We start from the raw sequence: 25,413 nt of genomic DNA, 5'->3' as shown, positions 1-25,413 counted from the left end.
CGTTAGAACAGGTTCTTGAGGAATGCAGCAACCGTGGCCTGTTCTTGACGTGACGCATCGGTCGAGCTTCCGGTGAGGTACGTCTTGGCGACCACCTTGTTGCTCGACAACTGTGCCGTCGTCAAGTACCGCAGATTGGCGGGAACCGCGGTCTCGTCATCGACCAGCTTCTGGCTGAGGAGGATCGGCCTGCTGAACCCGCGCGTGCGGAGCTGCAGACCTTCGCGCAGCGCGGTGTCGAGCGCTGAATTGGCCGCCAACGGGGCGGTCACCAGCGCGGACAGGTTGGTCGATCCGATCGCCTTGGTGAGGGCCGGCGCGCACATCGTGCGCGCTTTGGCGACGAGCTCCTTACCGCGGGGAGTCAGCAGATCGGTCACGTCGTCGGCGTCGAGCGAGGCGAGTGCGTACACGACGTCGGCGACGGTGTCCGGCGACACGGGGCTCGACGCCGGGCTCAGGCCCGCGAGCACGTCGTCGTAGCCGACGGGCAGGGTGGTGGCTGCCGCGCCGCGGAAGTCCATCGACCCCTTCTGCCAGGTGGTGGCACTGCGGGCGAGTTCAACGGCGGTGCCCGCACCGAGTGCGTCGCCTACTGCTGCCCAGCGAGGCGACACACTCGGTTCGATGTCGGTGAGCGCCTTGACCGCGTCGACGACGGTGTGCGCGGACGCACCGAAGTCGACGTACTGCGGGGATCCGGTGACGCCGACGGTCGTGTAGTCGGGGATCACCACGGCGTAGTCGCTGCGCAGCAGCCCGGAGACGGCAGCGGTGTCCCGCGACGCGCGGCGTTTGGACGGGGCGCATCCGAGCGACAGGCCATCTGGGCGATGCGCGTAGACGACGACCGGCCAGCCGCCCGCGGGCGCGGCGCCCTTGGGCTGAAGGACCGTCGCCGTGGTGAGGTGAGTTCGCTCGTCGGCCCCGAGGGTCCAGTAGCTGAACTGCTGGCCGACGGCCGCGGCGGCAGGCAGGTCGGCGTCCGGCACGGCTCGGTTGGCGAACACGCTGCCTGCGGTCTGTCCGCCCGGTGCGGCAGGAGTGGTGTCCTCCGGAGTGGCGATGGCTCGGGTGGCCGTCACGCCGCCGACCACGACGCCGACAGCGACGACCGCTGCGCCGACTCGGACAGCGGTCCGGGAACGTCGGCCCGTCCGTTCGGCTGGAGCGGCGAGCACGGGGTCGATGCGGCGGGGCTGCGCATTCATGGGAGGTACCTCAGTCTTCAAGCGTGAATTCGATTGTGGCGGTGCGGTGAACGCGGGTGTCAGTTCTTGACGACGCCCAGCGCGGGCAGGAAGTAACAGGTGCGACCTGCTGTGGTCGTGGTGCCGAACACCGCGGACAGGACGGAGCCCTCGCCAGTGGAGGCACGAGCCAGGCGGACACCGTTGAATCCGGGTGTCGCTGCGAGCGCCTTGAGCAGCGGACCCGCGGTCTTGTCATCGGCGAGCGGCTTGAGGGGTTCGAGGCCGCCCTTCATGGTGGACGTGTTGAACCACGCGACGCTCAGGTTCGTGGATCCGGGCGCAGTCGGCGGGACGAGCGCGTACGCGGTCTGGCCGTCCTTGATCTCCTGCAGAGGTGCGGTCGCGGCCGGATCGAGGAGCTTGAGGAGTTGGTCGCCGCCGATCCCCTTGACCAGGCTTCCGATGACAGTCGAGTCGCCGAGCGGCCACGGGCCGGGAATGGCGACGGTCGGAGCGGTGACGAGGCCGAGCGGATTGTCGTCTGTCGGGGCCGCGCAGAACGGTGCGATCGCCGGAGTCAACATCTGTGTGCCGGTCAGCTTCTGCAGAGTCGCGAGGGCGTCGACGTCGGTCGGGCGGACCGGTGCGTCCACCTGGTTCGGCTCCACGGGCGCGGTCGGTGCTGCGGGCGCCGTGGGCGGCGTGGTCGCCGACGGGAGGATCGAGTCGAGTGCACCCGGGTTGATGCCGAAGGTCGACAGCAGTGTGCTCGGGTCGAGCTGCCCGGACGAGCCGAGGATCGACGAGAGCGCGGCGATCGCCTGCTCGCTGCCGCCCGAGGACTTCAGAGTGCGCAGCAGGTCTGCGAGTTCGGCGTCGCCGGGAATGCCGGACAGGCTGGGCGCCTCGCCCGCCGGGGCGGCGGGCGATGTGGTTGCAGGAGGGGTGGTTGCCGGAGGGGCTGCCGGTTCGGCGGCTGCGATGCCGGCCATCGAGACGGCCACGGCTGCTGCGGCGCCGACGATGCCGACTCGGATCGAACTCTTCACGACTGCACTCACGTCGTCTCCTCCACGAACTGACGAATTCACCACGGTCTGTCGCCCCGCCCACGAGGCTCGTGTGACAGGTGTGGCGAATGGTGTTGAAGTTAATGGTGGTGTGTCGAGGGGTCGAATTTCAAGGAGCGAGTCCGAGTTGTGATGTCAGCGCGACATTCGGGCCGGGCCGAGTGGCGCGAATCACCGACCGAGGATGAAAAAACACCCTCCGGCGCTGCCGGAGGGTGTTTCGTCGCGCTGCTCGCGTCAGATGATCGCGGTGCCGATCGTCGGCGCGATGGTGCAGGAGATGGTGCGACCCTTCTGGGTGGTCGTCACGTCGCCGTAGATCGTCGAGACGATGCGGCCGCGGCCGGTGTTGGCGATCCCGGTGAACGTGCCCGGACCCTTCGTGGCGTTGATCTTCGGGTTCGGCTTGAGTGCGGTGCGTCCGCTCCGGCCGTTCTCGAGGTTCAGCCACGTCACATAGAGGCGGCGGGGCGAGGACTTCGCCGGGCCGGTGCCGAGGCTCGTGTAGACGAAGCCGGCCTGGCCGCGCTTCGGTCCCGGTGCCGGGGCCTGCTGCGGTCCTGCGGTGACAAGCGCCATGCCGACCGAGTTGCCGCCGCCTGCCATGCAGCCGAGGCCGATGGTCGGGTAGAGGAACTGCTGGATGCGGGGCTTCTTCGGGCCGGTCGGGATGTTCGGCGAGTCGCTCTTCTTCTTCGCGACGTCGTGCTCGGCGGCTGGGACCGCGCCCGCTGCGACGGCCTTCGCCTTGCCGGGCTCGCCGAGGAAGTCGATCAGCTGACGCCACGTGGCCGTCGCCTGCGCGGGCAACGCGGGGTTGTCGGCGAGTGCGCGGGCCTGCTCGAGGAGGTCGTTGTTCACCTGGCCGTCGTCGTCGCGAGTCGCGATCGAGCCGATCAGGGCGGGAGCGAACGCGCCGAGCGAGCTCAGAACGGCGGGATCAACGTCCGGTGCGGTCTCGGGTACGGGAATTGTCTGCTCGGTCGACGGCGCCGGGGCGGCGGGTTCGGCTTGAGCGAGTGCGGGGGAGACGAGCGCGCCGGTCACAGCGAGGGCTGCGACGACGGTGGCGGTGCGGCTGGTGCGCGCAAATCGCACGACGGGGTCCTATCGATAGACGGCTCGGACAGTGACGAGAGTCTAACCCGATCTCTGTGAAACTACTGATGTTGGTGTGACAATTGTTACCAATGTGAAATCAGGGAGTGGTGCGTTCACAACGACAGGCGTTCCTCCATGCGCGCGCGACTCGGCCACCTGGTTAGATTCACGCAGAACGACGGGCGCGAGCCCGCCGACCGCGTCGACCTATTTCAGGAGACTGTCGTGAAGATTCGTGCCACCTCACTGCGTCGAGTGATCGCCGTCGGTCTCGTCGCCGCCACCGCCGCCGGAACCGCGGCATGTGCGACGTCGTCCGACAGCGCTTCTGAGGTCAATCTCCTCACCCATGACTCGTTTGCGCTTCCGCAGAACCTCGTCGACGACTTCCAGCGCGAGACCGGCCTGAAATTGAACATCCAGAAGTCCGGCGACGCCGGTCAGCTGTCGTCGGTCGTGTCGTTGACGCCGGGTTCGCCCAAGGCCGACGCGGTGTTCGGCATCGACAACACGTTCGCCGCGCGGCCGATCGAGGCCGGCGCCCTCGAGCCGTACACCTCCCCGCTGGCAGCGAAGGGCGCCGCGGAGTTCGCGGTGGCGGGCCACGAAGATCAACTCACCGCCGTCGACCGCGGCGACGTGTGCCTCAACGTCGACGATGCGTGGTTCGAGAACAAGGGCGTGGAAGCGCCGACGAGCATCGACGATCTGACCCAGCCCGCCTATCGCGACCTGACCGTCGTGATGGACCCGGCAACGTCGTCGCCCGGCATGGGCTTCCTGTTGTCGACGATCGGCCGATTCAAGTCGAAGGCGTTCGACTACTGGCGTGGGCTGTCCGGCAACGGCGTCCAGGTGGTGTCCGGTTGGGAGCAGGCCTACAACCAACTGTTCAGCGCGGGCGAAGGGCACGGCCCCAAGCCGATCGTCGTGTCGTACGCGTCGAGCCCGGCGGCCACGCCCGGTACCAGCGCGATCCTCGACAGTTGTTTCGCGCAGATCGAGTACGTCGGCATTCTCAAGGGCGCTCGGAACTCGGCGGGCGCACGCAAGCTCGTCGACTTCATGCTCAGCCCAGCAGTACAGGCTGCGCTCCCCACGGCGATGTACGTTTACCCGGTCCAGAAGAACACTCCGATGCCCGCCGACTGGCGTCAGCGCGCGCCTGCTCCCGGTTGGACGGTCCGCATGGACCCGGATTGGATCAACAAGAACCGCGAGGAGTGGCTCACCCAGTGGCGCGCCACCGTGAAGCCCTGACCCCAGTCCGCTCCACCCGCAACGGGATCGCACTCGGACTGATCTCGCTCGTTCCGTTGGTCTTCGCGACCGCGGTCTTCCTGTGGCCGCTCGGCGTCCTGGTGGCCAGGGCGTTCGACGACAGTGACGGCGCCACGCTCCCCGAACTCTGGGATCGCACACATGCCTGGCGTCTGTTGGCGGTCACCGTCGGCCAAGCTGCGGGCTCGGCGTTGACGGCGTTGATCGTCGCCGCGCCGATCGTCTGGCTCCTGTCGACCGTGCGGCTCCCGGGATCAGGTCTGCTGCGCGCAGTGGTGACCGTCCCGTTCGTGCTGCCGACGGTGGTCGTCGGGGTGGCGTTCCGAGCGCTGTTCGACGGCCCGCTCGCCTTCCTCGACATCGGTCAGGGATGGACGGCGATCATCGTCGCCCACACCTTCCTCAACGTCGCGGTCGTGGTCCGCGTGGTCTCGGCCGCGTGGCAGCGAATCGAGCCGCGCGAGGTCGCCGCGGCGCGGACACTCGGTGCGTCGGCGGCTCGGGCATTTCTCGACGTCGTGATTCCGAGGCTGCTGCCTGCGATCGCGTCGGCGTTCGCGCTTGTGCTCCTGTTCTGTTCGACGAGCTTCGGTGTGATCCAGATTCTCGGAGGCGGCGACGCGTCCACCCTGGAGACCGAGATCTACCTGCAGGGGATCGGGTACGCGAAGCTGCCGGACGCCGTCGCTCTGTCGATGCTGCAGATCGTCCTGGTGCTCGCCGCACTCGGCGTCGCGCGGGTCGTCGGCTCCACCCGGGTTCCGCCGACCGGCGCGGGCGCTCACCTGCGTCCGCCGCATGGTGCGAAGAGGATCGCGGTCGCGGCGGTGCTCGCGTGGATCGGACTCTGGCTGATCCTGCCGATCGTGACCCTCGTGATCCGATCCCTCCGCCCGGGCGGCCACTGGGGTCTCGCTGGTTACCGGGCGCTCGCCGACACCACCTACGGGCCGTCCGCGTATTCGTCGCTCGGCTATTCGGTCAGCAGCGGACTGCTCGCAGCGGCGATCGCGGTGGTCGTCGGACTGCTGACGGCGACGGCGCTGACCCGGACCGGGGGCGTCGTCGCCAAGCTCGCGGGAGGGCTCTCGGTGCTGCCGCTCGGTGTCAGCGCGGTGACCCTCGGGTTCGGCTACGTCCTCGCGCTCGCAACGGTGCCGTATGAGATCGCCGCATCGCCGCTGGTGGTGCCGTGTGTGCAGGCCCTCATCGCGATCCCGGTAGTGGTCGGGGTGATGGTTCCCGCGCTGGAACAGGTGCCTGACCGTTTGCGGGACGCGGCGGCAGTTCTCGGCGCCGGGCCACTTCGTGTGTTCGTCACCGTCGACCTGCGACTCACCGCGCGGTCGCTGGCCGCGGCCGCCGGATTCGCCTTCGTGATGGCGGTAGGCGAGTTCGGTGCGACGACGTTCCTCGCACGTGCCGACACGACAACATTGCCGGTGCTGATCGGCTCGCTGATGGGCAGGCCGGGCGCCGACAACTTCGCGGCGGCGATGGCCGCTTCGGTGGTGCTCGTCGCTGTCAGTGCAGCGGTGGTCGCCGTCGTCGAAACGGTGTCGTCCGCGCCGGAGACACGAGCTCCCGGGAGAAACGCGCCGAAGAAGAAGGGGAGTGCACGTGCTGACGCTGCATGATGTGTCTGTCCAGTACGGGGACCGAGAGGTGGTCCACGGCGTCGACTGGGCGGTCGGCGGCAATGCCCTGGTCACAGCGCTGCTCGGGCCGTCGGGATGTGGGAAGTCGACCCTCCTGCGGGCGATAGCCGGACTCGAGCCGGTGGCAGGCGGCATCGTCGCGTTCGACGGAGTGGACCTCGCCCGGACTCCAGTGCACCGCAGGGATTTCGGCGTGGTGTTCCAGGACGGTCAATTGTTCCCGGGGCGGACGGTGGGGCAGAACATCGCCTACGGACTCTCTCGCCGCGGCATCGGGCGCGACGAGGCCGCCGCGAGAGTCGGTGAACTGCTTGATCTCGTCCAACTGCCGGGCACGGCGAACCGCCGGGTGACCGAACTGTCCGGTGGGCAGGCACAGCGCGTCGCGCTCGCCAGGGCGCTCGCGCCGCGTCCGCGGCTCATGTTGCTCGACGAACCGCTCGCGGCTCTCGACCGACGCCTACGAGACGACCTTGCCGTCGCGATCTCCGAGATCGTCAAGACGTCCGGCACGCCGACAGTCGTCGTCACGCACGATCACGGTGAGGCCGCACTCATGGCCGATGAGGTCTCGGTGATGAACGACGGCGTGATCGTCGACACCGCGCCGCCGCAACGACTCTGGCGTCGGCCCGCAGACGAGTGGGTCGCACGTTTCCTCGGCGCCGCCGCAGTCGTCGACGGAACGGTGAGCGATGCGAGGCTGCAGACCCCGGTGGGGGACGTGGCTCTCGACGGTGATCTCGCGGATCTGGCGCAAGGCCCCTGTCGGGTGACTCTGCGGCCCGACGCCGTCGTCGTCGCACCCGATGCCGTGTCGAAAGCAGAGGTGGTCCGGGTGCGTCCGATGGTCGGTTCGTGGCACGTGTGGGTCCGCCTTCCCGACGGGTCGAGCGTCGAAGCCGTTGCGCACCACCGGGTCGACGTCGGGCAGCGGGTGGCGATGACGCCGATGGCCGAGCGGATCGGCGTGATCGGACTGTGAGCTCGGTCCTCGTGGTGGCGGGCGCGGTGTTCGCGAACGGCAAGCTGCTGATCGCCCAGCGAGCGTATCCGCCGGAGCTCGCCGGCTTGTGGGAGCTGCCCGGCGGAAAGGTCGAGTCGGGCGAAACGCATTCCGACGCACTCGTCCGAGAGTTGTGTGAGGAATTAAACGTCGACGTCTCCGTGGGGGAGCCGCTGAGCGAAGTGGTCCGGCCGCGTGAAGGACTCGAACTCGTCGCGATCCGTGCCCGGATCGTCTCCGGAGAGCCTCGGCCAGTGGAGCATCGAGCGCTTCGGTGGGTGGACGCCGATGACCTGATCGCGCTCGACGACGCAGGCTCGGTGGTGCCGAACGATCGTGCGTGGATTCCGGAACTAGTCGCTGACCTGCGGGTTGAACCGCGCTGAGTGCGTCAGGCCGCGCGGGCCTTCTTCAGCGCTTTGGTGGCCTGCTTCTTCGACATCTTGTGGCAGTCGAGCTTGCCCATGCGGTGGATCACCACCGGGCACCGAAGGCAGCGCGTCGATTTCCGACAGCACTTCTTCTTCGGTTTCATGTCTGCGATCCGGGTGGGATCCTTCTTACCCATGACCTCAGTTTAGCGCAGGCTAACCATAAAACTGCATCGTGGAAATCGCGCAGACCCGGGCACTGCCGCTACCCTTACAAAGTTCAAACCACGCCCCGGCGCACGCGCGCCTGACGGCGCGTGGGCGTCAACGTGATGAAAGAGACCTTAGTGAGCGCAGTCCCCAACTTCCGCAACGTCGCGATCGTGGCGCACGTCGACCACGGTAAGACCACTCTGGTCGACGCGATGCTGCGTCAGTCAGGTGTGTTCGGCGAGCGCGCCGAACTCGTCGACCGCGTCATGGACTCCGGCGACCTCGAACGCGAGAAGGGCATCACCATTCTCGCGAAGAACACCGCCGTGCACCGCCGCCAGCCCGACGGCACCGAGTACGTCATCAACGTCATCGACACACCCGGCCACGCCGACTTCGGTGGCGAGGTGGAGCGTGCACTGTCGATGGTCGACGGTGTGGTCCTGCTCGTCGACTCGTCCGAAGGCCCGCTGCCGCAGACCCGCTTCGTGCTCCGCAAGGCGCTCGCGGCGTCGCTGCCGGTGATCCTCGTGGTCAACAAGACCGACCGTCCCGACGCTCGCATCGGCGAGATCGTCACCGAGGCGCAGGATCTGCTCCTGGACCTCGCGTCGGACCTCGACGACGAGGCCGCCGAAGCAGCCGAGCTCGCACTCGAACTGCCGGTCCTGTTCGCGTCCGGCCGTGCAGGCGTCGCAAGCACCGAGCAGCCAGCCGACGGCTCCGTGCCCGACGGCGAGAACCTCGACCCGCTGTTCGACGTCCTCATCAACAGCATTCCCGCGCCCAAGGGCAACGTCGACGCTCCGCTGCAGGCGCACGTCACCAACCTCGACGCATCGCCGTTCCTCGGCCGCCTCGGTCTGGTCCGCATCCACAACGGCACCCTCCGCAAGGGGCAGCAGGTGTCGTGGTGCCGTGAGGTCGACGGCGAACAGGTCATCGAGAAGGCCAAGATCACCGAGCTGCTGGTGACCCTCGGCGTCGACCGCGCGCCCGCGGACGTCGCCGTCGCAGGCGACATCGTGGCCGTCGCGGGCATGTCCGAGATCATGATCGGCGACACCCTCGCCGATCCGGAGAACCCGGTCGCACTGCCGCGCATCACCGTCGACCAGCCGGCCATCTCGGTCATCATCGGCACCAACACGTCGCCGCTCGCCGGCCGCGTCAAGGGCCATAAGCTGACCGCCCGCATGGTGAAGGACCGCCTCGACAGCGAACTCATCGGCAACGTGTCCCTCAAGGTCGAGGACATCGGCCGTCCCGACGCGTGGGAGGTTCAGGGTCGTGGTGAGCTCGCACTCGCCATCCTCGTCGAGCAGATGCGCCGCGAGGGCTTCGAGCTGACCGTCGGCAAGCCCCAGGTCGTCACCCGCAAGGTCGACGGCAAGACCTACGAGCCGTTCGAGAACCTGACCGTCGACGTCCCCGAGGAGTACCTCGGCGCCGTGACGCAGCTCCTCGCCGCGCGCAAGGGTCGCATGGATCAGATGAACAACCACGGCAGCGGCTGGGTCCGCATGGAGTTCGAGGTGCCTTCGCGTGGCCTCATCGGTTTCCGCACCGACTTCATGACCGAGACGCGCGGCACCGGCATCGCCAACGCGGTGTTCGCCGAGTACGGCCCGTGGGCGGGTGAGATCCGTGCACGCCACACCGGTTCGCTCGTGTCCGACCGTGCGGGCAGCGTCACCCCGTTCGCCATGATCCAGCTCGCCGACCGCGGCACGTTCTTCGTGAACCCGGGCGACGACAGCTACGAGGGCCACGTGGTGGGCATCAACCCCCGCCAGGAAGACCTCGACATCAACGTCACGCGTGAGAAGAAGCTCACCAACATGCGTCAGTCGTCGGCCGACGTCATGGAGACTCTGGCGAAGCCGATGGAACTCGACCTCGAGGCCGCCATGGAGTTCTGTGCCGCCGACGAGTGCGTCGAGGTGACGCCCGAGGTGTGCCGTGTGCGTAAGGTCAATCTCGATGCGTCGACCCGCGCCCGCGAGCGTTCGCGGGCCAAGGCGCGTGACGCGAACGCATAACGAGAGGTCTGGTGGATGAGGGTCGGTTCGTTGCGTAGAAGCGTGCTCGCGCTTGCGCTCGCAGGGACGGTCGGCGTGACGGCCACGGCATGCATGGCCGACCCTCCACCCCCGGTCCGGGAGACACTGCCGACGACCACTCCCAACGAGTACCCGGATGAGCGGACCGTGTACGTGGCGACCGACTCGATCGGTTCGGGGTTCAATCCGCACGTCGGCTCGGACCTCGGTTCGGTGACGACCGCCGTCGCCGCACTCACCCTGCCGAGCGCCTTCACGCCGGTGCAGACGCCGCAGGGTGTCCAGTGGCGACTCAACGACGCGCTTCTGTCGTCCGCCGAGGTCACGTCGGAGGCTCCGTTCACCGTCGACTATCACATCGTCGACGACGCGCAGTGGTCCGATGGACTGCCCGTCACGGGCGACGACTTCGCATACCTGTGGCAGCAGATGTCGCGGCAGCCGAACGTCGTCGCTCCGGCCGGATACCGTGCGATCACCGACGTCAAGACCAGTGGTGGCGGCAAGCAGGTGACGGTCACGTTCGACGCGCCGTATCGCGCGTGGCGTGAGTTGTTCACGTCGCTGCTGCCCAGTCACACGCTCAAGTCGAAGCAGAACGGCTTCCAGACCGGAATGGACGAAGGCAAACCGGTGACGGCGGGCCCGTTCGCGATCTACTCGATCGACAGGTCCCGCGACGAGGTGCGCCTGATCCGCAACGACCGCTACTGGCGCAAGCCCCCCGAGATCGACCAGGTGGTGCTGCGTCGTGCGGGCACTGCACCGCAGATGGCGCAGACCATCCGGAACGGCGACTCCACGATGGTCTCCCTGACCGCGGGACCCGCATCGGCCGCCGAGGTCGGGGCGATTCCCGGAGTGACGACCGCCCGCAGGCCCGCAGTCCGCGGACTCACCGTGAACGCGAACACACGCTCGGCGACGATGTCGTCGCTCGCCGTCCGCAAGGCGGTGTTCGGGATGCTCGACGCCGGACTCATCCGTTCCGCCGCGGCAGGAGACACCGTGGTGACGCCGTTCGCGAACACCGTCTTCGCGCCGTCCAACACCGGATACACCGACGTCCGGCGCCCGCGACCGGGCGTCGACCAGATCCGTGAACTGCTCGCCTCCGCGGGCTTCCGCCCCGGTCAGGTGGTGCAGCGTCCCGTACCGACGACGCCGGGCACGTCCTCGTCGAGCGCGGTCCCGTCGACGTCGCCGACCCTGGTGCCAGGCGATGTTCCCGGACTTCCGTACGGTGTCGCGCCGTACACCAGAGACGGCCAAGACCTCGTGGTCCGGATCGGCGCGGTCAACTCCGACGAGTCGGTGATGTCGGCTGCCGAGACGATGGCCGACCAGCTCCGCGCCGCAGGAGTGCGCGCCAGCGTGCAGGGCATGTCGAACACCGAGCTGTACGGTGCTGCACTGCGCAACGCCAGGGTCGACCTCGTGGTCGGCTGGACCGGACTCGGAGCAGACCCCGCGACCTCCCTCGCTTCGCAGGTGGGATGCGCCGCCCCGAAGGCGGGCACCGAGGCCGGCGCCCACAAGTCCGACGACGACGAGGACCCGGCCGCGGACGAGAGTGTGCTGCCGACACCGAGCGGTGCACCGACCTCCACGACTCCGGCCGCGGGATCGAGCGACGACACGTACACCGGCAACATCTCCGGTCTGTGCGATCAGACGCTGATGGATCTGGCTGTCGAGGCGATGAGCTCTGAGGCGCCCGATGATCAGCTCTCGCAGGCAGAGGAACTGCTCGCGGCACAGGCCGTCTACCTGCCGATCTACCAGGACACCGTGCTCGGAGCGTCGACCGACAAGGTGGTCGGAGTGTCGCTCGACGGACCGCCGCAGGTCGGCGTCTTCGGCGACGCGGTCCGCTGGGGTCTCCAGTGACCGGGGCGCCGCTGCGTCTGATGCTCCTTCACGCGCATCCGGACGACGAGACGATCATGACCGGCGGAACGATCGCCCGCTACCTCGATGAGGGGGCGGACGTCCGTGTCGTCACCTTCACCCTCGGTGAGGAGGGTGAGGTGATCGGTCAGGAGTGGGCGATGCTCGTCGCCGACGGTGGAGCCGACCAGTTGGGAGGATTCCGCATCGGCGAGCTCGCGGCCGCACTGTCAGAGCTGACGCCGACGGGCGTCGATGCGCCGCGCCCGACGTTCCTCGGCGGCGCGGGTCGATGGCGGGATTCCGGCATGGCCGGGACCGCCTCCGCGGAGAACCCCCGCGCCCTGTTTCAGGCGACTCAGGACGATCTCGTCGCCGCGCTGCGAGACGAGATCGACCGATTCGCACCGCATGTGATCGTCACCTACGACGCCGCCGGAACCTATGGGCATCCGGATCACAAACGTGTGCACGAGGTGTCCGTCGACGCGATCTCCGAGTCGCGCGCCGCCACCGGTTACCCGCGCAAGGTGTACGAGTCGGTGACCCAGCGGTCAGCGCTGGAGGAGGGCCTGGCCGGGATCGCAACGATTCCGGTGGGCTGGCGGATGCCCGCACCGGGTGAGCTTCCGAGCTATCCCGACCAGGAGGTCACCGCGGCGGTCGACGTGTCGGCCGTGCTCGACCGCAAGGTCCGCGGCCTCGCGGCGCATGCGACCCAGGTGATCGTGGCGCCGTCGGGCACCGAGTACGCGTTGTCGAATCTGATCGCGCAACCCATCGGGACCGCTGAGCATTTCATCCGCACCGACGTGGACTCTCCGGAGTTCGAGAGCGATCTGTTCGAGGGGATCCGATGACCGCGGGCGACCGCGTTGAACTCGCCGTTCTCACGGTCTGCGGATTCGTCCTCGGTGTGGTCACCGTGTTCTATCTGAACGTCCTCGTGGGAACGGCGCCGCTGCCGGTCAGCGCGCTCGCCGCGGCAGTCGGCAATGTCGTGCTGCTGCAGCTCGCGGCGCAGATCACCGGCTCGCCCTGGCGATACGCGCCGTTGATCGCGTGGGTGCTCGTCGCGCTGGTCGCTCTGCTGCCGGGCGTCAACGGCAACGGTGCGCTGATCTACGACTGGCGCGCTCTTCTCCTGCTGTTCTGCGGGGTCGGCGTGCCTGCGCTCGCGCAATCGATGAATCGGTTGAATCACCTTTGAGCAGACGGCGGACGCCGCCCGTCATCGATCCGTGTCTACCATCGGTAGAGTGACGTCTTCCGATTCTGTCAGCGGGGCGCAGACTCCGGCTCGGTCGGCGATGCGACGCGCTCTGCGCCGTGCTGCCGACGCGACACCCCTCAACGTCGACGAGGCGGCCGTCCTGCTCGCCGCCCGCGGCGACGACCTGACCGCCCTGATGGAGGCCGCGGCCCGTGTCCGCGACGCCGGCCTCGACGCGGAGGGCCGGTCCGGGCAGGTCACGTACTCGCGCAAGGTCTTCATCCCGCTCACCCGACTGTGCCGCGACCGCTGCCACTACTGCACGTTCGTGACTGTCCCCGGCAAGCTCAAGCGCGACGGTCACGGCATGTTCCTCGAACTCGACGAGGTCGTCGCCATCGCCCGAAACGGTGCGGCGCTGGGATGCAAGGAAGCCCTGTTCACCCTCGGCGACCGACCCGAGGACCGGTGGCCCGAAGCCGCACAGTGGCTCGACGAGCGAGGCTACGATTCGACCCTCGACTACGTACGCGCTGCGTCGATCCGCGTGCTGGAAGAGACCGGTCTGCTTCCGCATCTGAATCCCGGCGTCATGAGCTGGGAGGAGATCAACCGGCTCAAGCCGGTCGCGCCCAGCATGGGCATGATGCTCGAGACGACTGCTCGCAGGCTGTTCACCGACAAGGGGGAGTGCCACTACGGCAGCCCCGACAAGGATCCGGAAGTCCGGATGCGAGTCCTGACCGACGCCGGTCGACTCTCGGTCCCGTTCACCACGGGCATCCTCGTCGGGATCGGTGAGAACCTCACCGAACGGGCCGAATCACTGTTCGCGATCCGCAAGTCGCAGAAGGCGTTCGGGCACATCCAGGAAGTGATCGTCCAGAACTTCCGCGCGAAGCCCGACACCGCGATGGGCTCGGCGCCCGACGCCGACATGGACGAGTTCATCGCCGCGGTCGCGGTTGCGCGCATCGTGCTCGGCCCTGGCATGCGGATTCAGGCTCCGCCGAATCTCGTGTCGGCCGAGGAGTGCCGCGCGCTCGTCGCTGCGGGCGTCGACGACTGGGGTGGCGTGTCGCCGTTGACACCCGACCACGTCAATCCCGAACGCCCGTGGCCCAACCTGGACACGCTCGCCGAGATCACGGCGTCGGCCGGGTTCACGCTCACCGAACGGTCGGCGGCCCAGCCGAAGTTCGTCCTGGCGGGCTCGCCGTGGATCGATCCGCGTATCAGCCGTCACGTCGCCGCACTCACCGATCCCGAGACCGGCCTGGCCCGCGACGTCCGACCGGAGGGCCTGCCGTGGCAGGAGCCCGACGAGGAATGGGCGTCGTCCGGACGCGTGGATCTGAACACCGAGATCGACTCCGACGGCCGCAACACCGATACCCGCAGCGACATCGACAACGCATTCGGCGATTGGGACACCATCCGCGAGCAGGTTCTCGAACTGGCCTCCGGCAGCGCACCTGAACGACTCGGGTCCGACGTCGCGTCCGCGCTGCGGCATGCGGAGAACGACCCGGCCGGCCTGTCGGACGACGAGTATCTGGCGTTGGCCACCGCCGACGGTCCCGGACTCGAAGCCCTCGCCGCACTCGCGGACTCGATTCGTGCAGACGTCGTCGGTGACGACGTCACGTACGTGGTCAACCGGAACATCAACTTCACCAACATCTGCTACACGGGTTGCCGGTTCTGCGCCTTCGCCCAGCGCAAGGGCGACGAAGACGCCTTCACGCTGTCGGCTGCCGAAGTCGGAGACCGCGCCTGGGAAGCCCACGTCGCCGGCGCGACGGAGGTCTGCATGCAGGGCGGCATCGACCCAGAGCTGCCTGTCACCGGATACGCGGACCTCGTCCGGGCGGTCAAGGCCAGGGTTCCGTCGATGCACGTCCACGCCTTCAGTCCGATGGAGATCGTCAACGGCGCCTCCCGCGGCGGACAGTCGGTACGTGAATGGCTCACCGCGCTCCGCGAGGCGGGCCTCGACACGATTCCCGGCACCGCCGCCGAGATCCTCGACGACGAGGTCCGCTGGATCCTCACCAAGGGCAAGCTCCCTGCGTCGGCGTGGATCGACGTGATCACCACGGCGCACGAGGTCGGCCTGCGGTCGAGCTCCACGATGATGTACGGACACGTCGACGCTCCGCACCACTGGGTCGGTCACCTCAACGTGCTGCGCGGCATCCAGGACCGGACCGGTGGTTTCACCGAGTTCGTCCCGCTGCCGTTCGTGCACCAGTCGTCACCGCTGTATCTCGCCGGGGCTTCGCGGCCCGGCCCGACGCAGCGCGACAACCGAGCCGTCCATGCACTGGCTCGGATCATGCTGCACGGTCGGATCGACAACGTGCAGACCAGCTGGGTCAAACTCGGTGTCGACGGAACTCGTGCGATGCTGCGTGGCGGTGCGAACGACCTCGGCGGCACACTCATGGAGGAGACGATCTCCCGGATGGCCGGCAGCCAGCACGGATCGGAGAAGACGGTCGCCGAACTCCACGACATCGTCACCGGCATCGGGCGCACCCCGCGGCAGCGGACCACCGAGTACGGGACGGTCTCGTCGGCCCTGGCAGTCGAACTCGCCTGACGCCCCTGCCCTTTGAGCGAGCGTGTCCCACTGCTCCTTGAGCGAGCTTGCGAGTCGAAAGGCCCGGCGCCATCACCGCAAACGTGCTTGCCCTCGGCCGTGAGCAAAAATCCGCCCAGGTCAGCGTGCACTGATTCCCGCTGGGGCGGGGCGCAGCGATAGTCTGGACGGGTGCGGTCGGAGACGGCCGCGACAGCGTGCTGCCCGATGCGATCAGCCCTCGCGCGGAGCAGGAATGAAATAGAAGGAGAACCGACGTGACTTACATCATCGCCGAGCCGTGTGTCGACGTCTTGGACCGTGCGTGCGTCGAAGAGTGCCCGGTCGACTGCATCTACGAGGGCGGTCGGATGCTGTACATCCAGCCCGATGAGTGCGTGGACTGCGGTGCGTGTGAGCCGGTGTGCCCGGTCGAGGCGATCTTCTACGAAGACGACGTGCCGGACGACTGGGAGCCCTACGTGTCGGCGAACGTCGACTTCTTCGACAAGCTCGGTTCTCCGGGCGGCGCCAGCAAGGTCGGCAAGACCGAGTACGACCCGCCGTTCATCAAGGGCCTGCCCCCGATGGGCGAAGAGGACTGATCTCGACGTGACTCGCTCCGTGAACCGGCTTCGCCCGGTCAGCGCCGGACTGCCCGACTTCCCGTGGGACACGATCGCAGGCGCGAAGGCGCGGGCCGCGGAACATCCCGACGGGATTGTCGACCTGTCGGTCGGCACGCCCGTCGATCCCGTCGACCCGCTGATCCGGGATGCGCTGGCGGCGTCGTCGGAGTTCCCGGGTTACCCGGTGACCGTCGGCATCGTCGAACTGCGCGAGGCGGCAGTCGGAGCACTGTCACGTCGCTTCGGTGTCACGGGGCTCGACGTGTCGTCGATCCTGCCGGTGGTGGGAACCAAGGAAGCCGTTGCGGGCCTGCCGTCTCAGCTTGGCGTGCCCGCGGGCGCGACCGTCGTGATCCCTGAGGTCGCCTACCCGACGTACGAAGTGGGTGCGCTGCTCGCCGGTGCGAACCCGGTCCGTGCCGATCGTGTCGAGGACTACGGCGACGACGTCCCGGCTCTGATCTTCTTGAACAGTCCGTCGAACCCGACAGGGCGTGTGCTGTCCGTCGAGCACCTCCGTGGGGTCGTCGAGTGGGCGCGTGAGCACGGGTCGGTCATCGTGTCGGACGAGTGCTACCTGGGCCTCACCTGGGAGGGGGAGGCGCTGTCGGTGCTGCACCCCGACGTGTGCGGTGGCGACCACACCGGACTGATCGCGATGCACTCGCTGTCGAAGGTGTCGAACCTCGCGTCCTATCGTGCAGGTTTCCTCGCCGGCGACCGAGAGTTGATCGCCGAGCTGCTCGCCGTTCGCAAGCACGCGGGCATGATCGTCCCGTTCCCGATCCAGGGCGCCACCGTCGCGGCACTGAACGACGACGCCCACGTCGACGCCCAGCGCGAGCGTTACCGCGCTCGTCGCGACCAGCTGCGGGATGCGGTCCTGGGCGCGGGATTCACGATCGACCACTCGGAGGCCGGTCTGTACCTGTGGGCCACTCGCGGAGACGACTCGCGCGCCACTCTCGACTGGTTCGCCGAGCGCGGCATCCTCGTCGCTCCCGGCGACTTCTACGGGCCCGCAGGCGCCCGCCACGTCCGCATGGCGATGACCGCCACCGACGAGCGCATCGCTGCCGCCGTCGCCCGCCTGGGTTAGTCGGACGCAGCGGCCAACCTTCGCGCTCGTCGCCGTTACTTCGAATACACGTCAAATCCGAGTTCGGACAAGGGTCGAAGTTGCTCAATTGAAGCCCACGGTCGCCCCGCGGCCATGACAAGGCGATCGTCGTCGAGCTTCCCGGTCGCGTACGGGCCGACCAATTCGGAGTGGGCGTCGCTGCTTCGTTCGGACTCGCTTCCGTAGGTCGCGATGATGATCATGCCCGACTCCACTGATGATCCGCACCACCCAGAGCTCTCGGAACGGACGAGCGGGGGATTTCCCCGGCCATTCGCGAAGGTTTCCGAATCGCACACCGCTGCTATCACGTCGTTGATATTCGGCGCTGGCGCCGAAGAATGGGGGCGGCTAGTCGAAGGTCCGTTTGTCGCGACCAGCGTGACGATGAGGACGGCGGCCCCCGTCGTCGCTATACCCATCCAGGGCAGCGGCCGCTTCCACCACGGGGTGGTCGGTGGAACCGGGCCGGTTGGATGATGCCACGCAGGTGCCGGGGGGTGAAACGGTCCGCCGTGGTGCCGCTGGTGCGGTTGGCGATACTGCTGTGGGAACCGCTGTGGCCGCGACATTCCAGGAGCGGGCTGCCCGGTCGGGGGCCGGAACGGCGGGGGCTGACTGTTCTGCATTCTGTCCTCACGGCGACATTCATTACGAACAACATGTTGTGCGCAATTCTGCGTGAATGTACCGGTTGGTCGAATCGTTCATCCGACCGGAGGACAGGGTCTATCTTGGCAGTGTCTGTCGGTTGTGGGCGCGCATAGCCTCGTTGAGCTCGACGCCATCGCTCCCTCCATGGCGGGTCACCTCGACGGCACCGTGGTGCTGTTGCGGCGGAACTGGGGCCACCATCGAGATGCCGAGAGCGTCGGCGTTGATCGGAGATTCAAATACGGGCGACCGTTGCGTGACCTAAATTAGTCAACTAGACTAAAAATATGAACAGGGAAGAGCTAGAGGCCCGGAGGGTGGTCGCAGACGCACGAACGGCGGGCGACCTCTTCGGTCCGGCCGACGGATCGCGGAGGGACGGACGTCGGGAGTTCCGCAGGCTGGCGGCGCTGCTGCACCCGGATCGCGGCGGCGACGTCGGCGCCTTCGAGAAGCTGACGGCACTCTACGACGAGTGGCGTGCACCGGCTGGGACGATCGTCGGCCGCCGTGGCGAATACACACTGGGAGCGGCGGTGCAGGGGAGCGTGAGCGTCGTGTACTCGGCGGTGTCGGAGACTGGGGCACCCGTCGCGGTGAAGGTGCCGCGGTCGGCGTCGCCCTTCGCGCAACGGGAGCGCCGGACGCTCCGCGCTCTAGCCCGCTTCACCGACGACCCGGCGAACGCGTGGCTCGCGCCGTATTACCCGCAGTTGCTCGACACCGCTGTCGTCGACGGCGGCAGGCACGTCAACGTCCTGTCCGCGCACGGACGGGCGCAGGGCTTCGTCGACCTGTCCGCGGCGGTCCCCGCCGGCGGGCTCGACGGCCGGGACTGGGCGTGGATCCATCGCCGGCTTCTGCGAGCGGTGGCCGGAGCGCATGCGGCAGGCGTCGTCCACGGGGCGATCGTGCCGGAGAACGTCCTCATCCACCCGGAGGGCCACGGTGTGGTCCTGGCGGGGTGGTCGTTCGGCTCCGAGCCGGGCGACACGCTCCCCGGGCGGATCGCGTCGCGCCGCGATCTGTATCCGCCCGACGACACCGAACTTGCAGGTCCGGAACTGGACGTGTACATGCTGCACGCCACGATGCGACTCATGCTCGCATCCGACGAGCGGCGACAACGGGCATTCGCAGTCGGCTGCATGCAGACGTCGCCGCGGATGCGACCCGACGCCGTCGGCCTCCTCGACGAGTACGACGACCTGCTCGACGACCTGTACGGACCGCGGACCTTCCGGCGGTTCCCGTACACCGTGAGCGCCTGACGGCGTTCGCGTCCACCCGAGAAGTGAAGGAGAGTCACCATGGGAAACGGACACTGGAGCGACGACGTGTACCGTGCCGCCGCCACCTTCCGGGCACGCACGGGCTCGGCGGATTTCGCCTACAGCGCGTCCACCAAGGCCCGGCCGGCCAGCGAGTGGAAGGCGCACCCCGACCTCGACCCGCTCGACGTCGGCGTGCGCGAGTCCCGGGACAGCGCCGAACACCCGCAATCGACGCCGATCGTGGTGATGTTCGACGTCACCGGGTCGATGGGCTCGGTTCCCGTCGCGATGCAGAAGCAGCTGTCCAAGCTGCACGGACTGCTGCTGCGGAAGGGTTACGCGACTGATCCGCAGATCATGTTCGGTGCGATCGGCGACGCCGAGACCGACTACGTCCCGCTGCAGGTGGGGCAGTTCGAGTCCGACAACCGGATGGACGACCAACTGCGCAACATCCTGCTGGAGGGCAACGGCGGCGGGCAGAAGACCGAGTCGTACGAGCTGGCCGCGTACTTCCTCGCCCGGCACACGGCGACCGACGCGTGGGACAAGCGCGGACGCAAGGGCTACGTGTTCCTCATCGGCGACGAGATGAACAAGCGCTCGTTGAAAGCCCGCCACATCCGTGAGGTGATCGGCGACGAGGTGCGCCGCGACCTCGACCCGCGTTCGGTGTACCGCGAACTGCAGAAACGGTGGGAGGTGTTCTACATCCTGCCGCGGCAGACGAGCTACTACGACGATCCGCAGGTCCGCGGCCACTGGCAGGACATCCTGGGTGAACGCGTCCTGTTCCTGGAGGACCCGAACGCGGTGTGCGATCTGATCGCCGTCACCGTCGGGATGCTGGAGGACGTCGTCGACCTGGACGACGGGCTCGCCGACCTCGACGACGTCGGGGCAGGCACCGCGGGCGTCGTCGGAAGTGCGCTCGCACGGCTGTCGGACACCGTCGGGCGGGTCCCGTCCCGCCTGCCGGCGGGCGTCGCGGGCACCGACGACCTGATCTGACCCGACCGCACAGACACTCGAGAGAGGAGGGAACATGCCGAGCAGGCACCTCGCCGTAGTCGGGCTCGGCTTCGGCGACGAGACGAAGGGCGCGACCGTCGACTGGTTGGCGGCGCGGGTGAAGCCGACCGCGGTGGTCCGTTTCAACGGCGGGGCGCAGGCCGCCCACAACGTGGTGGCCGACGGTCTGCATCACACGTTCCGCCTGTTCGGCAGCGGCACGTTCACGGGCGCGGCAACCCACCTGAGCAGGCACGTCGTCGTCGACCCGTGGCGGCTGGCGGCCGAGGCCCTCGATCTGGAGGGCCTCGGCGTCGCCGATCCGTTGGGGCGGGTGTCAGTGAGTCCGGAGGCGCTGGTGGTGACGCCGATCCACATCGCGGTCAACCGGATACGCGAGGACGCCCGTGGCGACGCCAGGCACGGTTCGTGCGGGCTGGGGATCGGCGAGACGCGCTGGTACGCACTGGCCCACGACGCCCGACTGCGGCGGGGCGAGAGCCTGTACGACATCGTCGCGTCCCGCGACGCGACGACACCACCGCTCACAGTCGCCGACTGCCTCGACCCGCAGACCGTGCGTCGTACGTTGATGGCGTTGGCGGAGTTCTACGCGCCACTCCTCGACGGTGCCGAGCATGAGCCGCCGTCGGTGCGGGTGATGGCGTCGGCGCTGGCGGAGTTCGGGCGGGCGGTGTCGATCGTCGACGATCGAGCCGCGATCGCTGAGGCCGCATCGCGCGGTCGGCTGATCTTCGAGGGCGCGCAGGGGGTCCTGCTCGACGAGTGGCGGGGACTGCATCCGCACACCACGTGGAGCACCACCCTTCCCGCCGTCGCGCAGGCCCTGCTCCGGGAGGCGGGGGAGCCGCCCGCCACCGTCATCGGGGCGGTCCGCGCCTACGCGACCCGGCACGGCGCGGGGCCGCTGCCGACCGAGGACCCGGACCTGACGATCGCCGAGCCGCACAACGGGACCGGCCGCTACCAGGGCGATTGGCGGATCGGGCACCTGGACCTGCCGCTGCTGCGGTACGCCGCGCAGGTCTGCCGGCGGCACGGCGGGCTGGACGCCTTGGCGGTCAGCCACCTCGATGTCGCCGACGGGATCCAGGTGGCGCGTGGTTACGCCGACTATGGGCTCGGCGACTACCGCGACCTGGCGTTCCAGGAGCGTCTGACGGCCACCGCACGCTCGGCTGTACCGGTGCTCGAAGCGGTGGACGCCGCGGCGATCCCTGCCGAACTCGCGGCGGCCGCGGGCGTCCCGGTCGCCGTCCGCGCGCACGGTCCGGACAGGCGGGACCGGGCGCAGACCGGGGCGAGTGCCAGACTCGTCGTATGACTGAACTCTCCGCGCCCGGGGTCGGCTCGTCGGCGGTGTCGGTGGACGCCGTCGTCCTGCGGGTCGGCGGCGACGGTACGCAGGTCCTCGTCCATCGGCGGGCAGCCGAGCCGTTCGCAGGCGACTGGGCGCTGCCGGGAGTCCTGCTGGGCGCGGGGGAGCGGATATCGGAGGCCGCCGTGCGGGCTGCGGGCAAGGCCGCCATCACACCGGACGACGTGACCGGGGTGGGTCAGCTCGTCGTCTTCGACGAACCGCACCGCGACCCTCGAGGTCCGACGCTGTCGATCACCGCGTGGGTGACCGTCGGAGACGTCGAGACCGTCGACGGGCGCTGGGTGTCGTGGGACGAGCCGCCGTCGTTGGCGTTCGATCACGCCCGGATCCTCGCCGACGTCCGGCCGGTCCTCGCCGACAGGCTGTGGCGCGACCTCGGATTCACCGCGGCCCTTCTCGGCCGCGAGTTCAGCGTACGGACCGCGCTGGCCGTCACGGCATCGCTGACAGGCGGCGACGTGGACCGCGGCAATCTCAACCGCACGCTCAAGCGGATCGCCGTCCGGGTCGACGAATCCGCCCCGTCCGGCGTCGGGCGACCAGGTGCCGTCTGGCGGTGGCCGTGAGACGACTGTGCCGCCGATCGTGACCTGATGGTGGTCACGATCGACGGCACAGTCGATCGGGGCGTCAGTTGTGGGCGTGCAGAGCCTCGTTGAGCTCGATGCCGTCGCCCTCCTTGGCGGTCACCTCGACCGCGCCCGTGACGCTGTTGCGGCGGAAGAGCAGGTTCGAGCGGCCGGCGAGGTCGCGGGCCTTGACGACCGAGCCGTCTGGGCCGGTCACCTTGGTGCCCGCCGTGATGTAAAGGCCGGCTTCGACGACGCAGTCGTCGCCGAGCGGGATGCCGCAGCCCGCATTCGCGCCGAGGAGGCACCGCTTTCCGATGGTGATGATCTCCTTGCCACCGCCCGACAGGGTACCCATGGTGGACGCGCCGCCGCCGATGTCCGAGCCGTCGCCGATCACCACACCGGCCGAGATGCGACCCTCGACCATCGACGTGCCGAGGGTGCCTGCGTTGAAGTTCACGAAGCCCTCGTGCATGACGGTGGTTCCTGCGGCGAGGTGGGCGCCGAGACGCACGCGGTCGGCGTCGCCGATGCGGACACCCGACGGCGACACGTAGTCGACCATGCGCGGGAACTTGTCGATCGACGTCACGGTCACGTGGCCGCGGGCGCGCAGGCGGACGCGCGTCTGCTCGAAGCCGTCGACGGCGCAGGGGCCGAAGTTGGTCCACACCACGTTCGCGAGCAGTCCGAACTGGCCGTCGAGGTTGGCGCCGTGCGGCTGCACCAAACGATGCGAGAGAAGGTGCAGGCGCAGGTAGACGTCGTGCGCGTCGACCGGTGCGACCGACAGGTCGGCGATCACCGTCTTGACGGCGATCGTGCGGACGCCGCGGGCTTCGTCGGCGCCGACGAGCGGGCGCAGATCGGACGGCACGTCGTCGCCGGTCAGTTCGGTCGAGCCGGTGGTGCCGGCGTCCGTGGAGAGTTCGGGAGTCGGGTACCACGTGTCGAGGACGGTCGTCGTGCCGTCCGTGTCGACGACGGTGGCGATTCCAATGGCAACAGCACCTTGAGTAGTCACGGCACGAGTCTAACGGGGCGCCCTGACAGGCCTACGATGGATTGTCGTGAGCATTCCTGAGCTGAACCTGTCCGCCGACCCGATCGACTTGACGGCCGCACTCGTCGACATCGCGAGCGTCAGCCGCGACGAGAAGTCGATCGCCGACGCCGTCGAGGCCGCCCTGCGCGAACAGCTCACCGGATTCGAGGTCGTCCGGCATGGGAACTGTGTGCTCGCCAGGACGAATCGCGGGCTGCCGACCAGAGTGATCCTCGCCGGACATCTCGACACCGTGCCGATCGTCGACAACGTCCCGTCGAGGCGCACCGTCACCGACGACGAGGGCGACGTCCTGCACGGATGCGGAACCGTAGACATGAAGTCGGGCGACGCAGTGTTCCTGCACCTCGCCGCCACGTTGGACGAGCCCGCGCATGATCTGACGTTGATCTTCTACGACTGCGAGGAGATCGCCGCCGAGTTCAACGGTCTCGGCGCCATCGAACGAGAACTTCCCGACTGGCTCTCCGGCGACGTCGCGATCCTCGGCGAGCCGACCGCGGGCCTGATTGAGGCGGGCTGCCAGGGCACTCTGCGGGTCCGGTTCACCGCCACCGGAACGCGCGCGCACTCGGCCCGGGCATGGATGGGCGACAACGCGATTCACAAGCTCGGCGGCCTCCTGACGACCCTCGCGGCATACGAACCGCGCCGCGTCGACATCGACGGCTGCGAGTACCGCGAAGGGCTGTCGGCCGTCGGAATCCACGGCGGCGTCGCGGGCAATGTCATCCCCGACGAGGTGTACGTCGATGTGAACTTCCGCTTCGCGCCCGACCGCAGTGAGGAGCAGGCCTTCGAGCACGTGCGTGAGGTGTTCGCCGCCGAGCTGGCGTCCGGGGCAGTGACCGCCGAGGTCACCGACTCGGCGTCCGGTGCGCTGCCCGGGCTCGCTCATCCCGCCGCGGCCGCGCTGGTCGCGGCGGCCGACGGCAAGTTCCGAGCGAAGTACGGGTGGACGGACGTGTCCAGGTTCTCCGCGCTCGGCATCCCGGCGGTGAACCTCGGGCCCGGCGATCCGAGTCTGGCGCACCGAGTCGACGAGCGGGTGCCCGTCGAGCAGATCACGCAGGTGACCCAGATCTTGCGCACGTACCTGTCGCTCTAGATCGACGCGTCGTCGACAAACGCGACCCTTGTGACGGCAGCCGTCCGTCGACGAAGGTCGCGACGAACCTTCCGGGTCCTTTTGTCAACCATTGAGGAGCTTTCACCACACGACACTAGGTCTCGGTTCCGAACACCAGCGCACCCGCGAGGTCGACGATCCCGTCCCACACGTCGTCGGGGCGGTCGGTGATGGGCCCCAACTGTTCGAACAGCTCACTCGTGATCGCGCCGAGCAGCAGATTCCACGCAGCAACGGTCCTGGTCAGGACCTCGGGCGTCAGGCCGAGCTCGACTACGCCGTCCTCCCGCGTCGCCGCGCGGAGGGCGTCGACGGCGCGTTGTTGCCGTTCGGCGCTTGTTCCGGAGATGTTCGGCACGACTTCCAGACCTGCGACGATCCGGGCCGCAGCCAGGATCGGTCGGTTGCCTGCCCGCGCGGTCGCATCGGCCGGCGCGTGATAGCCGGGCACCGGTGAGCCGTAGAGCAGGGCGTACTCGCTCGGGTGCGCGACGGCCCACACGTGCAGTGCATGCGCGAACGCCTCGAACGCGGGCCTGCCGGGCTGACAACCGGCGACGGCCGTGTCGAGTGCGTCGCCGAGGTCGTCGTACGCCTCGATGATGAGGACGGTGAGCAGGTCGTCGCGGTCGCGGACGTAGCGGTACAGCGACGACGGGGTGCGTCCCATGTCGCGAGCCACCGCCCGCAAAGAGAGTGCCGCGGCGCCGTGTTCGGCGAGGTGGCGTCGTCCGACATCGCGCAGCTGCGACTCCAGCGCGGCTCGATTGCGGGCCCGGACTCCGGGTTCGGTGGGGGTGCTCATCACCTCACATCGTCGCACGTCCGCCGGGTCCCATCCAATAAACAAGAACACTGTTCTTGATTTGTCGATGGCGGAGCTGTACCGTCTTAAAACGAGAACACTGTTCAC

Annotated in this window: 22 protein-coding genes; 16 read left to right on the top strand and 6 right to left on the bottom strand. The window is 68.4% G+C overall.

Annotated features, from left to right (window positions below):
- Positions 1-2 precede the first annotated feature (2 nt).
- The 3 genes from GM1_RS09170 to GM1_RS09160 form a co-directional block, all read right to left on the bottom strand.
- Positions 3-1,211: a hypothetical protein gene (locus tag GM1_RS09170; RefSeq protein ID WP_008378270.1), complete on the bottom strand. Its 1,209-nt coding sequence runs from the start codon at positions 1,209-1,211 to the stop codon at positions 3-5.
- A gap of 59 nt (positions 1,212-1,270) precedes the next feature.
- Positions 1,271-2,254, bottom strand: a complete 984-nt coding sequence (locus GM1_RS09165; protein WP_008378269.1) for a hypothetical protein — start codon at positions 2,252-2,254, stop codon at positions 1,271-1,273.
- Positions 2,255-2,500: 246 nt separating this feature from the next.
- The gene (locus GM1_RS09160) at positions 2,501-3,361 is read right to left on the bottom strand and encodes an Rv1157c family protein (protein WP_008378267.1); all 861 of its coding nucleotides are present in this window, start codon (positions 3,359-3,361) and stop codon (positions 2,501-2,503) included.
- A 138-nt stretch (positions 3,362-3,499) separates the two neighbouring features.
- On the opposite strand from GM1_RS09160, the gene GM1_RS09155 reads away from it, so the two are divergent.
- Genes GM1_RS09155 through GM1_RS09140 form a run of 4 tightly spaced genes read left to right on the top strand, consistent with a single transcriptional unit; the run spans position 3,500 to position 7,695 of the window.
- Positions 3,500-4,624, top strand: coding sequence for a thiamine ABC transporter substrate-binding protein (locus GM1_RS09155; RefSeq protein ID WP_008378265.1), 1,125 nt, complete (start codon positions 3,500-3,502; stop codon positions 4,622-4,624).
- Positions 4,600-6,282 carry an ABC transporter permease gene (locus GM1_RS09150; protein ID WP_008378263.1) on the top strand — a complete coding sequence of 561 codons (1,683 nt, stop codon included), beginning with the start codon at positions 4,600-4,602 and terminating at the stop codon, positions 6,280-6,282. Before GM1_RS09155 ends, GM1_RS09150 begins: the two co-directional genes overlap by 25 nt.
- Entirely contained in the window at positions 6,266-7,288 is a 1,023-nt protein-coding gene (locus GM1_RS09145) for an ABC transporter ATP-binding protein (protein WP_008378262.1), read from the top strand. The genes GM1_RS09150 and GM1_RS09145 overlap by 17 nt, the downstream gene beginning before the upstream one ends.
- Complete coding sequence (locus GM1_RS09140) at positions 7,285-7,695, top strand: (deoxy)nucleoside triphosphate pyrophosphohydrolase (RefSeq protein WP_008378260.1); 411 nt, start codon at positions 7,285-7,287, stop codon at positions 7,693-7,695. Before GM1_RS09145 ends, GM1_RS09140 begins: the two co-directional genes overlap by 4 nt.
- A 5-nt stretch (positions 7,696-7,700) precedes the next feature.
- Here GM1_RS09140 and GM1_RS22610 read toward each other — a convergent pair whose 3' ends face one another.
- Positions 7,701-7,877, bottom strand: coding sequence for a hypothetical protein (locus GM1_RS22610; protein WP_008378259.1), 177 nt, complete (start codon positions 7,875-7,877; stop codon positions 7,701-7,703).
- Between the two features lie 150 nt (positions 7,878-8,027).
- Here GM1_RS22610 and typA point away from each other — a divergent pair, with 150 nt between their 5' ends.
- The 11 genes from typA (at position 8,028) to GM1_RS09075 (ending at position 22,299) form a co-directional block, all read left to right on the top strand.
- Positions 8,028-9,935 (top strand): translational GTPase TypA, encoded by a 1,908-nt coding sequence (gene typA, locus GM1_RS09130; RefSeq protein WP_008378256.1) that lies wholly within the window; start codon positions 8,028-8,030, stop codon positions 9,933-9,935.
- 15 nt (positions 9,936-9,950) lie between these two features.
- The gene (locus GM1_RS09125; protein WP_008378254.1) at positions 9,951-11,846 is read left to right on the top strand and encodes an ABC transporter family substrate-binding protein; all 1,896 of its coding nucleotides are present in this window, start codon (positions 9,951-9,953) and stop codon (positions 11,844-11,846) included.
- Entirely contained in the window at positions 11,843-12,706 is an 864-nt protein-coding gene (mshB, locus tag GM1_RS09120; protein ID WP_008378253.1) for an N-acetyl-1-D-myo-inositol-2-amino-2-deoxy-alpha-D-glucopyranoside deacetylase, read from the top strand. The genes GM1_RS09125 and mshB overlap by 4 nt, the downstream gene beginning before the upstream one ends.
- The gene (locus tag GM1_RS09115; protein ID WP_008378251.1) at positions 12,703-13,056 is read left to right on the top strand and encodes a hypothetical protein; all 354 of its coding nucleotides are present in this window, start codon (positions 12,703-12,705) and stop codon (positions 13,054-13,056) included. The genes mshB and GM1_RS09115 overlap by 4 nt, the downstream gene beginning before the upstream one ends.
- 49 nt (positions 13,057-13,105) lie before the next feature.
- Positions 13,106-15,664, top strand: coding sequence for a bifunctional FO biosynthesis protein CofGH (locus tag GM1_RS09110; RefSeq protein ID WP_223291396.1), 2,559 nt, complete (start codon positions 13,106-13,108; stop codon positions 15,662-15,664).
- 257 nt (positions 15,665-15,921) lie between these two features.
- A complete protein-coding gene (gene fdxA, locus GM1_RS09105) occupies positions 15,922-16,248 on the top strand; it encodes a ferredoxin (protein WP_008378248.1) in 327 nt (108 codons plus the stop codon).
- A 7-nt stretch (positions 16,249-16,255) separates the two neighbouring features.
- The gene (dapC, locus tag GM1_RS09100) at positions 16,256-17,371 is read left to right on the top strand and encodes a succinyldiaminopimelate transaminase (RefSeq protein WP_008378246.1); all 1,116 of its coding nucleotides are present in this window, start codon (positions 16,256-16,258) and stop codon (positions 17,369-17,371) included.
- Positions 17,372-18,333: 962 nt separating this feature from the next.
- Positions 18,334-19,317, top strand: a complete 984-nt coding sequence (locus GM1_RS09090) for a hypothetical protein (RefSeq protein ID WP_008378244.1) — start codon at positions 18,334-18,336, stop codon at positions 19,315-19,317.
- Positions 19,318-19,356: 39 nt separating this feature from the next.
- A complete protein-coding gene (locus GM1_RS09085) occupies positions 19,357-20,331 on the top strand; it encodes a hypothetical protein (protein WP_008378243.1) in 975 nt (324 codons plus the stop codon).
- 34 nt (positions 20,332-20,365) lie between these two features.
- Positions 20,366-21,676, top strand: a complete 1,311-nt coding sequence (locus GM1_RS09080) for an adenylosuccinate synthetase (protein ID WP_008378241.1) — start codon at positions 20,366-20,368, stop codon at positions 21,674-21,676.
- A complete protein-coding gene (locus GM1_RS09075; RefSeq protein ID WP_008378240.1) occupies positions 21,673-22,299 on the top strand; it encodes an NUDIX domain-containing protein in 627 nt (208 codons plus the stop codon). The genes GM1_RS09080 and GM1_RS09075 overlap by 4 nt, the downstream gene beginning before the upstream one ends.
- A 64-nt stretch (positions 22,300-22,363) precedes the next feature.
- On the opposite strand, the gene dapD is transcribed toward GM1_RS09075, so the two are convergent.
- A complete protein-coding gene (gene dapD, locus GM1_RS09070) occupies positions 22,364-23,329 on the bottom strand; it encodes a 2,3,4,5-tetrahydropyridine-2,6-dicarboxylate N-succinyltransferase (RefSeq protein ID WP_008378238.1) in 966 nt (321 codons plus the stop codon).
- 46 nt (positions 23,330-23,375) lie between these two features.
- Here dapD and dapE point away from each other — a divergent pair, with 46 nt between their 5' ends.
- Complete coding sequence (gene dapE, locus GM1_RS09065) at positions 23,376-24,479, top strand: succinyl-diaminopimelate desuccinylase (RefSeq protein WP_008378236.1); 1,104 nt, start codon at positions 23,376-23,378, stop codon at positions 24,477-24,479.
- 115 nt (positions 24,480-24,594) lie between these two features.
- Here the strand turns inward: dapE and GM1_RS09060 are convergent, their stop codons facing one another.
- Entirely contained in the window at positions 24,595-25,305 is a 711-nt protein-coding gene (locus GM1_RS09060) for a TetR/AcrR family transcriptional regulator (protein WP_008378234.1), read from the bottom strand.
- Positions 25,306-25,413 lie beyond the last annotated feature (108 nt).

It is taken from the genome of Gordonia malaquae NBRC 108250 (genome assembly GCF_000344135.1).
Lineage (GTDB): Bacteria > Actinomycetota > Actinomycetes > Mycobacteriales > Mycobacteriaceae > Gordonia > Gordonia malaquae.
This window is presented reverse-complemented; position numbering and strand designations above follow the sequence as displayed.